Origin of the sequence: Pararhodobacter oceanensis, assembly GCF_003076755.1 — a bacterium.
Taxonomy (GTDB): domain Bacteria; phylum Pseudomonadota; class Alphaproteobacteria; order Rhodobacterales; family Rhodobacteraceae; genus Pararhodobacter; species Pararhodobacter oceanensis.
On sequence record NZ_QDKM01000001.1, the window covers coordinates 397575 to 410586 of the forward strand.

Here is a 13012-nt window from a genome sequence, read left to right on the forward strand (position 1 = left end):
TTTCGCGCGCGACAAAGCGCTGTAACATGCGCGCGGGGATTGATTTATTTGGAGTGCTCCGTGGCGCGGCTCGACCGGTATATATTGGCGCAACTCCTGCGGGTTTTCGGCTTTTTCTCGCTGGTGTTGGTCTCGGTATATTGGGTCAACCGCGCGGTGAGGCTGTTTGACCAGTTGATCAGCAACGGCCAGACGATGATCGTGTTTCTGGAGTTCACCGCGCTGAGCCTGCCGATGCTGATCCGCACCGTGTTGCCGGTCGCGGCGTTTATTGCCGCCACCTATGTGACGCTAGCGATGTTGCGCAGCAGCGAGATCGCGGTGCTGCAGGCGGCGGGCGTTTCGCCAGTGCGGCTGGCGCGTCCGGTGGTGGTCTTTGGCCTGATCGTCACCGCATTTCTGACGCTGTTGATGAACCTGCTGATCCCCGAGGCGCATAGCGAACTCTCGAAACGGCAAAACGAGCTGGCGCAGAATGTCACCTCATCTTTGCTGCGTGCCGGCGTGTTCCAGCATCCCGCCGAGGGGGTGACGTTTTTCATTTCCGAGATCACCCCCGAGGGGGTGTTGCGCGGGATTTACCTCTCGGATGCGCGCTCGCAGATGCAGCGGATTGATTATACCGCGCGCACCGCGCTGATCGTGCCCGACCGCAGCGGCCCGAAATTGGTGATGATCGAGGGGCAAGCGCAGCTTTTTGATCAGACCAGCGGGCGGCTTTCGGTCACCGGTTTTGGCGATTTCACCTATGATCTGAGCATTCTGATCGGCCCCGCTGGCCGTGGCCGCAGTGTCGATGAATTGACCACCGCCGAGTTGGTCTCGCCCACCGAGGAGTTGCTTGAGGAAACCGGTGCCTCGCGGGCCGAATTCCGCTTTGTGCTGGTCTCGCGCTTTGTCGAAGGGTTCAGCGCGGTGGCCGCGGCGCTCTTGGGCTATGCGGCGCTGATCGCGGGCGGGTTCAGCCGCCTCGGATTCTGGCGCGAGGTTGCGCTGGCGGTGGTGCTGATGGCGTTCTTGCAGATCCTCACCAACACATTGGCCGGCCCGGCAATGCAGAATGTCGCGCTGGCATGGCTGGGGGTGGTGCCGATCGTCTTGGGGGTGCTGATTTCATCCGCGCTCTTGTGGTGGGCGGCACGCAAACGCCGACCTGTGCCGGGGGGTGCGGCATGACCCTTGGGCTTTATTTGGTGCGGCGGCTGGCGTTCAGTTTTCTGCTGATCGGGGCGGTATTTTTCGGCATGTTGATGCTGTTTGAAACTGTCGAGATGGTGCGCCGTTTCGGCGGATCGGACACGCCGATGTCCAAGATCGTCTGGCTGGCGCTGCTGCATGTGCCGGCGACCTTCTACCAGATCATGCCGCTGCTCACGATCCTGTCGTCGATGACCCTTGTGCTGGGCATGGCGCGCAGTTCCGAACTGGTGGTGATCCGCTCGGCGGGGCGTTCGGCGCTGCGCATGCTGCGCGAGCCTTTTCTGGCCACGCTGGTCTTTGGCATCCTGCTGGTGGCGCTGTTCAACCCGTTGGTGGCGGCGGCGACGCGGGCCTATCATGCGGAGTTGCAAAGCCTGCAATACCCCGACCAACAGGCGCAGATCTCGCTGGAGGGCAGCGCGGTCTGGATGCGGCAGGGCGATGACAGCGGACAGACGGTGATCCGCGCCCAAAGCATCGAGCCCGAGGGGCTGCGGTTCAGCGGCGTGTCGTTTTTGATGTTCGAGCACGAGAGCGGCAGGCCCTTGGTGCGGATCGAGGCGATGAGCGCGGAGCTGGAAGAGGGTTTGTGGCGGCTCGACAATGCCAAACGCTGGGACCTCGCAGCGGATAACCCCGAGCGCGACGCCGAGGAATTCTCCCAGCTTGAGGTGCCTTCGGACCTGACCGGCGCGCAGATCCGCGAGCGGTTCACCCATACCGGCGTGGTCTCGGTCTGGGCGCTGCCAGCCTTTGTGCAAGCGCTGGATACGGCGGGGCTCTCGTCACGCTCGCACCGCGCGCAATTCCTGTCGCAACTGGCGCTGCCTGCGTTGATGGCGGCGATGATGCTGGTCGGTGCGGTGCTCTGTTTCAAACATGTGCGCGCCGGAAACGCGGGCACGCGCATCCTGATCACGGTTCTGGCGGGGTTTGCCTTGTTCTTTTTGCGCAATTTCGCACAAGTTCTGGGTGAAAACGGGCAGATACCGTTGGCTCTGGCAATTTGGACACCACCGATAGCTTCCATGCTGCTGGCGCTTGGGGTATTGCTGCATTTGGAGGATGGCTAGTGGCGCGACGGGTGCGGAATGTGCAGAGATTGCCGGGGATCGCTTTGGCGACCTTGGGTCTGCCTATGCGCGGCGCGCTGAGACCTGCCCCGACCACCGCTAAACGCAATGGCAAGAACCGGCTTCCGGCTGTTGCCTTGGCGGTGATGCTGGCCTGTGCATCGGGTCTGACCCCGGTGCAGGCCACGGCACAGAACACCGCCACGCTGATGGCCGATCAGGTCTTTGTCGATGCCGCCGGACGTTTGATCGCCAGTGGCGCGGTCGAGGTTTGGCAAGGCTCGGTGCGGATGACTGCTTCGCAGGTGGTATTCGACGAGCGGCGCGATCTGTTGGAGATCTCGGGACCGATCACCATTGATGAAGGGCCGCAATCGCTGATCCTTGCCGATGCGGCGCAGATCTCGCCCGATATGCGCGCCGGATTGATCAGTGGCGCGCGGATTGTGCTGCAACAGCAGTTGCAACTGACCGCCGCCAGCGTGGTGCGCGATCCCAGCGGGATCAGCCAGTTGGATCAGGTTGTCGCCTCCAGTTGTCCGGTCTGCGCCAGCAATCCCAATCCGCTGTGGGAAATCCGCGCCGAGCGGGTCACCCATGACCAGAACACCGACCAGCTGACCTTTGACCGCGCGCAGTTCCGCGTTGCCGGTGTGCCGGTTTTCTACCTGCCGCGGCTGCGCATGCCCGGCCCCGGGCTCGACCGTTCGCGCGGGATCCTGCGACCGGTGCTGCGGTTGAGCAACGCGCTGGGGCTGACCGTCGGCCTGCCCTATTTCATCCCCTTCGGCGATGCGCATGATCTGACGCTGACCCCTGCGGCCTCGACCGCGGGCATGGTCTCGCTGGGGTTCCGCTGGCGCTCGGCGCGGGAAAACGGCGGCTTCGAGATCGGCGGCCAGATCACCCATGACCAGCTAACCGCCGACAGTCTGCGCGGCTACGGCTATATGCGGGCGCTGTTTGCCCTGTCTAACGGGTTCATGCTCAGCGCCGATCTGATCAACCCTTCGGACCGCACCTATCTCGAGACCTATGACATCACCGATGATTCGCGGATCAGCGGGCATGTCACGCTGGAACGGGTGCGCCGTGACCAGATGATCCGCACCCGTGCGCTGGCCTTCCACTCGCTGCGCGCCACGGATGTGAATGACGAATTGCCCAATCGGGCGTTGCAGGCCTCGCTGGACCAGCGGATCGCGCTGGATCACACGCCGGTTGGCGGCGAATTGCGCTTGCAACTGGGCGCTGACGGGCATTTCCGGCGCTCGGGGGTCGATGGCGTGCAGGGCCGCGATCTGGCGGGGGCGCATGCGCAGCTGGAGTGGCGGCGCAGCGAGGTGTTACCGGGCGGCGTCTTGGCCACCGGCGCGCTGCAGACCCGCATTGACCATCTGCGCGTCAAGGACGACAGCGCCTATCCCGTGCCGTTTAACCGCAGCGTGGCGCAGGCGATGATCGAGCTACGCTGGCCGCTGGCGATGACTACGGCGGGCGGTGCGCGGCATGTGATCGAACCGATCGTGCAGGTGATCGAGAGCCGCAATCGCGGGATTCTCGGCCCCAATGACGACAACCGCATGCCCGAGCTGGACGGCGGCAATCTTTTTGCCCTGTCGCGCTATTCTGGCCGCGATGCGCCCGACAGCGGCAGCCGGGTGAATGCCGGTATCAACTGGTCGCGCTATGATGCGGCGGGCTGGTCGAGCGAGTTTTTGCTGGGCCGCGTCTGGCGGCGCAATGCCTATGCGGCCTTCCCCCATGTGCAGCCTTTGGGCATCCAGCGCTCGGATTGGCTGCTGGCCGGACGGCTGCGCCATGGTGAGGGCTATTCGCTGGCCTTCCAACTGCTGGTCGATGACGCCAGCACGATCTCGCGGGCGGAAACCAATATGGCATGGAGCGGGCGCGCGACGACGATCTCGACCAGCTATCTCTATATGCCCGCCAGCGCCTTCGAAGCCCGCCCGAATACGCTCAGCGAATGGAGCGTCGATGTCTCGCGCCGCTTTGACAGCGGTTGGGCCAGCAGCGTTGGCTGGGAATATGATATGGCCTCGGGGGAGTTCGCCGCCGCCCGCGCCGGTCTGGAATTCAGCAACGCCTGCCTGATGGTCGATCTGTCTTTCGCGCGCCGTTTTGTCACCTCGACCAACCCCACCGCCTCGACCCGCTATGAGTTGAGCGTCGAGCTCTTGGGGATCGGCGGACGCGCGCCAACCTCCGCCGGCCAAACCTGTCGCACGTGACCTGCGCTCTTTCCATCCGCCTTCGAAAACGCTAGGCCAAGACCATGCGTGATGAACAACACGGACCTCACCAAATGCACTTTGCCGCTATTGCCTTCGCCTCGACCTTCTCGCCCCGCCATCGGGCCGCCTCTGGACTGCGCGCGATGCTTGGCGCGCTTTGCCTTGTGATCAGCGCCAGCGCCGCCACGTTGGCCCCCACATTGGCCCATGCGCAGTCGCCGTTTTCGGCGGCGGTCTATGTCAATGATACGGCGATCTCGAATTACGATGTGACCCAGAAAATGCGGTTTCTCGAGTTCATCGGCGCCTCGGGTCCGAACCCGCGCGAGCGCGCGATCGAGCGGCTGATCGAGGACCGGCTACAATTGCAAGAGGTGCGCCGGATGGGCGGGCGGTTGACGCCGGACCAGTTGGACGCAGGCATGGCCGAGTTTTCCGCACGCGCGGAGCTGACCGCCGAGGAAATGCTGGCGCGTCTGGCCGAGGCCGGGATCGACCGCGAGACCTTTGTCAATTTCATCCGCGCCGGGGTGATGTGGCGCGAGTATATTCAGGCGATCTATGGCCCGCAGTTGAATATCACCGAGGCGCAGATTGATCAGGCGCTCTCGGTCGAAGGCGTGCAGCCGGTGACCGAAGTGCTGATCTCCGAGATTTTCCTGCCCGCCGATCCGCAATTCGCCGAAGCCGTCGAGCGGGTGATCCCGCAGATCCAGCGGATCCGCTCGGAGACCGAGTTCGCCAATGCCGCGCGGCAGGTCTCGGCCTCGCCGAGCGCCGCCTCGGGCGGGCGGGTTGACCGCTGGGTGAATATCGCCGCGCTGCCGCCGCAGGTCGGCTCGGCGATGGAGAGCGCCGGGATCGGCACCGTGGTCGGCCCGATCGAAGTGCCCGGCGCCTATGCGTTCTTTCAACTGCGCGCGCGGCGCAATTCGCGCGATGTGCCCGCCTCGAATGTCGCACTGACCTATTACCGTGCCGCCCTGCCCGGTGGCCGCAGCGAACAGAATATGGCGATCTTTGAGCGGTTGCGCGGTCAGGTCGATCTCTGCGCCGGTTTCCCCGCCGAAGTGCTGCGCGCGGTGCCGACACTGCCCGAATCTGCGGTCACTGAGATCACCGGCACGCAGGCCGAGATCAACGCCGCGACCCGCGCCGAGCTGGAGCGGCTGAACGCGGGCGAGATGTCGGCCAATCTGGTCGAGGGCAATGATCTGGTGGTGCTGATGCTTTGCCGCCGCTCGGTCTCGGAAGAGAATATGCCCAGCCGCGAAGAGGTGCTGATGGGGCTGCGCAACCGCGCGCTTGAGGGGCACGGGATGATCCATCTGCAGCGCCTGCGCGCCGAAGCCGAAATCCGTTACCCTTAAGATGTCGGCGCATATGCCTTTGGCCCTGACCTGTGGCGACCCTTCGGGGATCGGCCCTGAACTCGCCGCGCGTGTGGTGAAATCCGCACCCGCGCCGTTCTTCTGGATCGGCGACCCGCGCCATCTGCCCGCAGATACGCCGTGGCAGGCAATCACCGCCCCCGCCGAAACCGCGCAGGTGCCGCGCGGGGTGCTACCGGTGCTGACGCTCGATTTCGCCGCCGAGGCCACGCCCGGCCAACCCGATCCGGCGAATGCCGCGGGCACGGTGGCGGCGATCGAGCGCGCCGTGCGGCTGGTGCAGGCCGGTGAGGCCAGCGCCGTGGTCACCGCGCCGATCAATAAAAAAGCGCTCAAGGACGGGGCCGGTTTCGCCTTTCCCGGCCATACCGAATTTCTCGCCGATCTTGCCGGTGGTTGCGACGTGGTGATGATGCTTGCCTGCGCCGCCCTGCGCGTGGTGCCTGCCACCATCCATATCCCGCTGAAGGATGTGCCGCAGGCGCTGACCCGAGAGGGGCTCGAGACCGTCATCCGCACCACCCATGCCGCGCTGATCCGCGATTTCGGGCTGAGCAAGCCGCAGATCGCGGTGGCCGGTCTGAACCCGCATGCGGGTGAAGGCGGTGCGATGGGCGATGAGGAATTGACCCTGATCACCCCGCTGCTGGATGATTTGCGCGCCGAAGGCTTTGCCCTCTCTGGCCCGCTGCCTGCCGATACGATGTTCCATGCCAGCGCCCGCGCGCGCTATGACGCGGCGATCTGCATGTATCACGATCAGGCGCTGATCCCGATCAAGACCATTGATTTTGCCGGTGGCGTCAATGTCACGCTGGGCCTGCCCTTTGTGCGCACCTCGCCCGACCATGGCACCGCCTATGATATCGCCGGGCGCGGGATTGCCGATCCGACCTCGCTGCGGGCGGCGATGGTGATGGCTTGGGATATGGCCGAGCGCCGGGCATCGGGTGGAACGAACGCATGAGCCAGATCGACCCGCTTCCGCCGCTTCGCGATGTGATCACAAAACACGGGCTGCGCGCAAAGAAAGCACTCGGGCAGAATTTCCTGCTCGATCTCAATCTGACCGCGCGGATTGCGCGGCGGGCCGGTGATCTGGCGGGCTCGGATATCATCGAGGTCGGCCCCGGTCCCGGTGGTCTGACCCGTGGCTTGCTGGCCGAGGGCGCGCGCAAGGTTCTGGCCATCGAGAAAGACAGCCGCTGCCTGCCCGCACTTGAGGAAATCGGCGCGGTCTATCCCGGTCGCTTGCAGGTGATCGACGGCGACGCACTTGAAGTGGATCCGCTGGCGCATCTGACCCCGCCGATCAAGATCGTGGCCAATCTGCCCTATAATGTCGGCACCGAGCTGCTGGTGCGCTGGCTGACACCGCAAGACTGGCCGCCGTTCTGGTCCACGCTGACCTTGATGTTCCAAAAGGAAGTCGCGCAGCGGATCACCGCCCAGCCGGGCTCCAAGGCTTACGGGCGGTTGGCGATCTTGGCGCAATGGCGCTGTGATGCGAAAATCGTGCTGACCCTGCCGCCCGAGGCGTTCTCGCCAGCGCCCAAGGTCGAATCGGCGGTGGTCCATCTGACCGCCCTGCCCGAGCCGCGGTTTCCGGCGGATGCGAAAACACTGGAACGGGTGGTGGCGATGGCTTTCAACCAGCGTCGCAAGATGCTGCGCGCCAGCCTGCGCGCCTTGGACCCGCAGATCGAGGCGCGGCTGGAACGGTTGGGCATCAAACCCACCGCACGGGCCGAGGAGCTGACGCTGGAGCAATTCTGCACCATCGCCCGCGACTTCGCCTGACACGCGCCCACTCGGGGCTGCTGGCGCTCTGAATTCCCCGGCACCATTAACCATGCCGGACGCGCCGCGCGGACCAGAGTTCTGCGCCGCATTTGTCTAAACTTTGCCACATTTGGACCCGCACAAGTCGCAATTAGGTCAGGTTTTCTCCGTATACCCTGTGCTGACCGAGTCTTTTGGGCGCTCGTCCCGCGGACAATTGTAGTGTTGGAAAAGGTGAGTTTGATGTGGCCGGAGACGTCAAAGCATAAAAACGGGACGCAGGTTTTTTTTGGCCGCTCCGCGCGGTTTAGCCGCGTTTTGCGCCGGTTTCAGACCGACCAGAGCGGCTCGATGGCGGTCTTTGCGGTGTTTGTGTTCTTTGCCATGCTGCTGATGGGCGGGCTTGCCGTCGATATGATGCGCCACGAGAACGAGCGTATCCGCATGCAAAACACCGCCGACCGCGCGGTTCTCGCCGCCACCATGCTGCGCGAGAATGTCTCGGAGGCCACGCCCGAGCAAATCGTTAACTCTTATTTTGCCGCCGAAGGGCTGACCGCGCAACTCGACAATCGGGTGATTGTCGAAGGTGATGCGGAAAGCGGGCGCAGCGTCACGGTGGTGCCTGCGGGCAGCGTGCCGACCTTGTTCATGCATATGCTGGGGATTGATGAATTCGACATGGCCACCCCTGCCCGCGCCACCGAGGCGCTGGCCGGACAGGCGCAGATCGAACTGGTGATGGTGCTGGATGTCTCGGGCTCGATGGGCAGCTCGAACAAGATCGGCACCATGCGCAATGCGGCCAATGATCTGGCGACCTCTCTGCTGACCGACAATGAAGACGGCGATGTTGCGATCACCATCGTTCCCTATGACAGCTGGGTGTTGCCGCCCACCGGATTTCTGAACAGTTTTTCCAATGTCACCGGCAGCGGCGCCTGCAACGACTGGGCGGTGTGGAATGTGATCACCGACAGTTTGAACCTCGCCACCCACCGCCAGAGTTGCGACAATTCGCTCTGGGCGCAGGTGCGGCCCTTCCAGAACACCGTCGCCGCAACCACCAGCGCGATCAACGGCTTGACCTCGCGCGGGGTCACCTCGATCGACCTTGGCGTCCGCTATGGCGCGCTGTTCTTTGATCCGGCAATTCGTCCGGCGATCAGCGCCCTGGTCGATAGCGGCGATGTCGATCCGATGTTCGCCGAACGCCCCTACGGCTGGAACGAATCGAATGTGGTGCGCGCGCTGGTGCTCCTGACCGACGGGCAGAATTGCTGCGGCTCGCGCTATTCGACGCTGGTGCAGGATGCCAATACGCTGGCGGTCTGCACCGAGCTCAAGGCGCGCGGCGTGCTGGTCTATTCCATCGCCTTTCAGGCGCCCACCGCTGGCGCCACGCTGATGCAGGGCTGCGCTTCGTCGCCGAGCCATTATTTCAACGCCTCGACCAGCGAGTTGATCGCGGTGTTTCAGGGCATCGCCTCGAACATCCAGACCCAGGCCCTGAGGTTGACCCTGTGATCCCGCGCTTACCCCTGTTGCGCCAGTTCCGGCCCCGTTTTTGGCCCCGATTCTGGCCCCGTTTTTGGCGCAACGAAGACGGTTCGGCGACCATTGAATTTGTCATCGCCGTGCCTTTGGTGCTGACCTTCCTGTTCTCGGCGGTGGATTTCGGCGCTGTGATGCTGCGGCAGGTGTTTCTGGACCGCTCAGTCGATATCGCCGTGCGGCAGGTGCGTCTGGGCAATGTTTCGGTCGCCGGATACGAGGATTTCCGCCAGTCGATCTGCGACGGCACGCTGATGATCGCGAATTGCGTCAACAGTATCACCATCGAGATGCGCCCCATCGACACCACCACATTCGCCGGTCTCGACTCGCCCGCGCAATGTATCAACCGCGCCGAGGATATCGAGCCGGTGCTGGCCTTTAACCCCGGTTCCGGCGGGCAGGAGCTGATGCTGATCCGCGTCTGCGCGCTGGCCGATCCTTTCATCTCGCTGACCGGCATGGTGCTGGGCATGAGCACCGACGATTCCGGCGCCTATCATATCGTCTCGCATGCCGCCTTCGCCAATGAGCCGACCTGACATGGCCCGCCGGTTTCTCACCCGTCTTTCGTGGCTTGATCCAAGAGGTAAGACCATGACCGCCCAACCCGCAGATAAACCGCACTGCCTGCGCCGCCTCTGGCGCGGCACCGAAGGGTCGGTATCGGTGGAGACCATCATCGTGGTGCCGCTGCTGTGCTGGGCGCTGGCCGCGAGCGTGGTCTTCTATGACGGGTTCAGCACCCGCTATCATGCCCAGATGGCGGCGCAGACCGTGGCCGATATCATGTCACGCGAGACCGATCTCTTCACCGAAGACTATGTCGACGGGATGAATGATGTGTTCGATTATCTGGTCGATTCGCGCATGCCGACACGGATCCGCGTCTCGTCGGTGATCTGGGACAGCGTCAATGAGCGCAATATGCTGCAATGGTCCTATGGCACGCATGATTTGTCGGCCCTGCCCGCCAGCACCTTTGAACTGCTGCAAGCCGGCGATCTGGAGACCCTGACGACACTGTTCGGCGAGGAAACCGGCTTTACCTTCGCCGGTGCCACCACGCAATTACCGGTGGCCGATTTCGCCGAACGTATCCCCCAGGTCCTGCCTGGTGAGGCGCTGCTGGTGGTCGAAACCTTCGCCCTCTGGACGCCTTTCGCCAATGTCGGCCTCGGGCAGATCCGTTTCAATCCAGTGGTGGTGGTGCGCCCGCGCTTCGCGCCTTGGGTCAACTTTGAGGGTATCGAGACGGTCTATCCCGAAGACGGCTATGAGGTCGTCTGGACCAATGATGATGACGACGATGATCCCCAGCCCGAGCCGGACCCCGAACCCGAGCCGGACACGGTGACCAGTTTCGATTTCGACAACGGTGTGACCACCGGCTGGACCCATGACACCACCACCGGTAACTCGGCGATGGGCGGGCGTTTTCTCGGCCCCTTCGGCAATGAGACCTATGACCGGCCGGTGCAACTGCTGATTGATGCGGGCGGTGCGCGGCGCACGGTGACCATCGCTTTCGACCTGTTGATCCTCGACAGTTGGGACGGTTTTCAGCCGCAATGGTCCGACGCGCGCGGCGATACGCTCACCATCATGATCGACGGCGAGCCGATCTCGCTGGACGCATTTGATGTCGGAGTGTCAGGGTTTTACCGGAATGCGCGCTATGCCCGTGGCACAGTGGGGAGCGCGCGCTACCGCATGCGGATGACGCCGACGCGGCTTGGCAGCAGCTTTTACGGCGCCTCGCATCATGATCAGGTCTGGCGGGTTGAAATCCAGGTGGAGAATGCGCCCGAGACGTTCAACCTCGGTCTCAGCGCCGGCACCGACGAGAGCGTGAGCAACGAAGGCTTTGGGATCGACAATCTGGACTATGGCTCGGCCCCGTTGAGAGATAATTTCACCCCAGTGCCCAGCCGCCCGCAGCCCTATGACCACGATGCCCACACCCGCTTTGCGCGCTATGAGGGCTGTCCGGTCACCGATGACGCGGCGCCTTGGTTCACCATTGATAACGACGATCTGGGGTATGGTTACAACAACGCCCTGACCTTTGAGCGTATCGCGGGCGGCACGACGGCGATCAACCGTTGCAATCTGTTTCATAGCTATCCAAGCGGATTCATCAGCGCCGAACCACAGTTTATTATCCGCTATGACAATCAAGGACGCAGCGGAAGTTCGCGCCAATTGCAGATCCGCATGGATGACGACAACAACGGCTATACCTGCGACACGGTGCTGGTCGTGCGTGGTCCGGACGGGCTGTATATCTACAATGACGACAGAAGAAACAGGTATGGCTGGATCGGCCAGAGCGATTGGAACGCCACCTTGCGACTGGGCAATGCCCAATCTGGCGAATACGCCGTCTGGATCGGCACCTATAACGGGCGATCCTGCAGGTCGCGGGTCCATATCTACCGCTATTAACAGCGTTTAGGGCAGGTCGCGCCCAATTGAATTCATCTGTTGGTGTGAACGCATTGGCTTTGCCAACGCGGCCTCACTCCAACCGGCGAACGCTCGAATTTCATTGAGCGCGACACAGGTTAGCGTGCTGCGATGAACAGGTTTTGCGTAGCCGTCTGCGGGGCCTAGCTCGTGCTTGCAAAGCAAATATGTGCCACGCCGGTGCGCCCCCGCAAGCGGGAGACCTCAAGTCACCGCGATATGTTCTCGCCACTGCCTGCCGGTGCCTGCGCGCCGGCGGCCTTGAGGACCATATCGACATAGATATCCTCTACCCGGTCGCGGCTCAGCCGCCCGCCCTCGCGAAACCATGTGTTAACGCCGGTCAGCATCGCAATCAGTGCCATCGCTGCCAGTTTGGTATCCGGCACATTCAGCGTGCCCTCCGCCTGCCCTGCCTGCAAGATCGCCTCAAGCTCCCGCTCATAGCGCTTGCGCAGATCCTCGAGCACGGCAAAATTCTCGGGCGTCAGATTGCGCATTTCCATATAGGCGATGAACACCGCATCGGCGCGGGCGGCGTGAAAGCGGATATGAAAGCGCGCAAAATGCTCGAGCCGCAGCTTGGCGTCACCCTCGGGCGCCGCGCTTTCGGCCCAAGCCGCCAGCACCGCATCCATATGGCTTTTCATCAGGTCAAACAGCAGGCTTTGTTTATCGGCGGTATAAAGATACAGCGCCCCCGCCTGCACGCCCACCTCGGCGGCAATCTGGCGCATCGAGACCGCCGCATAGCCGTCACGCGCGAAAAGCCGCAACGCGACCTCGCGCAAACGGGGGCCGGTGATATCGGCGCGGGATCCGGGTTTGCGAGCCATGCCCTATTGTCACTGAACATGCGTTCAATTCAAGCCCGAAACGCGCGACCGCTGTGCGCAAAGCCTTCACAGCGACCGGCGCGCGCGGTATCGTGGCGCAAATACCGCCCAAAGGCCCAAAACGATGCATATCCTGCGCTCCATTGCCGTGATCTCCCTCCTCTCGCTTGCGGGCTGCGGCGGGCTGGTCGCGGCGGATGCGCCCGCGCTTTTGACCATGGACGAGATTACCGCCCAGCGTGCCGCCAGCGCCGATAGCACCCGCGGGGTGCAGGCTGCCTCAAACCTCGCGACCCGCGGTGCCCGTCTGCGCGCCCGCGCCGCGCGGCTGCAGCGCGCCGGACTGGATGACGCTGAACGCCGCCGCCTGCTGGAACGCGCCGAACGCTAACCCGACCGCCCCACATCTGCCCATAACCGATCTATCGCCCCGCAAGGCGCATCGACGCATT

General features: G+C 63.4%; 11 protein-coding genes. 10 read left to right on the top strand and 1 reads right to left on the bottom strand.

What is annotated here, in order from left to right:
* The first annotated feature begins 60 nt into the window (after positions 1-60).
* The 9 genes from DDE20_RS01765 to DDE20_RS01805 all read left to right on the top strand — a co-directional run bounded on the left by DDE20_RS01765 (position 61) and on the right by DDE20_RS01805 (position 11703).
* Positions 61-1176, top strand: coding sequence for an LptF/LptG family permease (locus DDE20_RS01765; RefSeq protein ID WP_165814392.1), 1116 nt, complete (start codon positions 61-63; stop codon positions 1174-1176).
* Positions 1173-2273 carry an LPS export ABC transporter permease LptG gene (gene lptG, locus DDE20_RS01770; RefSeq protein WP_165814393.1) on the top strand — a complete coding sequence of 367 codons (1101 nt, stop codon included), beginning with the start codon at positions 1173-1175 and terminating at the stop codon, positions 2271-2273. The genes DDE20_RS01765 and lptG overlap by 4 nt, the downstream gene beginning before the upstream one ends.
* Entirely contained in the window at positions 2273-4525 is a 2253-nt protein-coding gene (locus tag DDE20_RS01775; protein WP_116556721.1) for an LPS-assembly protein LptD, read from the top strand. Before lptG ends, DDE20_RS01775 begins: the two co-directional genes overlap by 1 nt.
* Positions 4526-4599: 74 nt before the next feature.
* Entirely contained in the window at positions 4600-5898 is a 1299-nt protein-coding gene (locus DDE20_RS01780; RefSeq protein ID WP_165814394.1) for a peptidylprolyl isomerase, read from the top strand.
* Between the two features lie 13 nt (positions 5899-5911).
* Positions 5912-6886, top strand: a complete 975-nt coding sequence (pdxA, locus tag DDE20_RS01785; RefSeq protein WP_240607806.1) for a 4-hydroxythreonine-4-phosphate dehydrogenase PdxA — start codon at positions 5912-5914, stop codon at positions 6884-6886.
* Entirely contained in the window at positions 6883-7719 is an 837-nt protein-coding gene (rsmA, locus tag DDE20_RS01790; protein ID WP_116556724.1) for a 16S rRNA (adenine(1518)-N(6)/adenine(1519)-N(6))-dimethyltransferase RsmA, read from the top strand. The genes pdxA and rsmA overlap by 4 nt, the downstream gene beginning before the upstream one ends.
* Positions 7720-7944: 225 nt before the next feature.
* Positions 7945-9228, top strand: a complete 1284-nt coding sequence (locus DDE20_RS01795) for a Tad domain-containing protein (protein ID WP_116556725.1) — start codon at positions 7945-7947, stop codon at positions 9226-9228.
* Positions 9225-9797: a TadE/TadG family type IV pilus assembly protein gene (locus DDE20_RS01800; protein ID WP_165814395.1), complete on the top strand. Its 573-nt coding sequence runs from the start codon at positions 9225-9227 to the stop codon at positions 9795-9797. The genes DDE20_RS01795 and DDE20_RS01800 overlap by 4 nt, the downstream gene beginning before the upstream one ends.
* Before the next feature lie 55 nt (positions 9798-9852).
* Positions 9853-11703 (top strand): TadE/TadG family type IV pilus assembly protein, encoded by a 1851-nt coding sequence (locus tag DDE20_RS01805; protein WP_116556727.1) that lies wholly within the window; start codon positions 9853-9855, stop codon positions 11701-11703.
* A 230-nt stretch (positions 11704-11933) separates the two neighbouring features.
* On the opposite strand, the gene DDE20_RS01810 is transcribed toward DDE20_RS01805, so the two are convergent.
* Positions 11934-12560, bottom strand: coding sequence for a TetR/AcrR family transcriptional regulator (locus tag DDE20_RS01810; RefSeq protein WP_116556728.1), 627 nt, complete (start codon positions 12558-12560; stop codon positions 11934-11936).
* A gap of 124 nt (positions 12561-12684) precedes the next feature.
* Between DDE20_RS01810 and DDE20_RS01815 the strand changes: the two genes are divergently transcribed.
* A complete protein-coding gene (locus DDE20_RS01815) occupies positions 12685-12951 on the top strand; it encodes a hypothetical protein (RefSeq protein WP_116556729.1) in 267 nt (88 codons plus the stop codon).
* The last annotated feature ends 61 nt before the right edge of the window (positions 12952-13012 follow it).

Coding starts and splice junctions, on each gene's coding strand:
- lptG (WP_165814393.1), top strand. CDS start 1,173: ATGACCCTTGGGCTTTATTTGGTGCGGCGGCTGGCGTTCAGTTTTCTG.
- DDE20_RS01780 (WP_165814394.1), top strand. CDS start 4,600: ATGCACTTTGCCGCTATTGCCTTCGCCTCGACCTTCTCGCCCCGCCAT.
- pdxA (WP_240607806.1), top strand. CDS start 5,912: ATGCCTTTGGCCCTGACCTGTGGCGACCCTTCGGGGATCGGCCCTGAA.
- rsmA (WP_116556724.1), top strand. CDS start 6,883: ATGAGCCAGATCGACCCGCTTCCGCCGCTTCGCGATGTGATCACAAAA.
- DDE20_RS01795 (WP_116556725.1), top strand. CDS start 7,945: ATGTGGCCGGAGACGTCAAAGCATAAAAACGGGACGCAGGTTTTTTTT.
- DDE20_RS01805 (WP_116556727.1), top strand. CDS start 9,853: ATGACCGCCCAACCCGCAGATAAACCGCACTGCCTGCGCCGCCTCTGG.
- DDE20_RS01810 (WP_116556728.1), bottom strand. CDS start 12,560: ATGGCTCGCAAACCCGGATCCCGCGCCGATATCACCGGCCCCCGTTTG.
- DDE20_RS01815 (WP_116556729.1), top strand. CDS start 12,685: ATGCATATCCTGCGCTCCATTGCCGTGATCTCCCTCCTCTCGCTTGCG.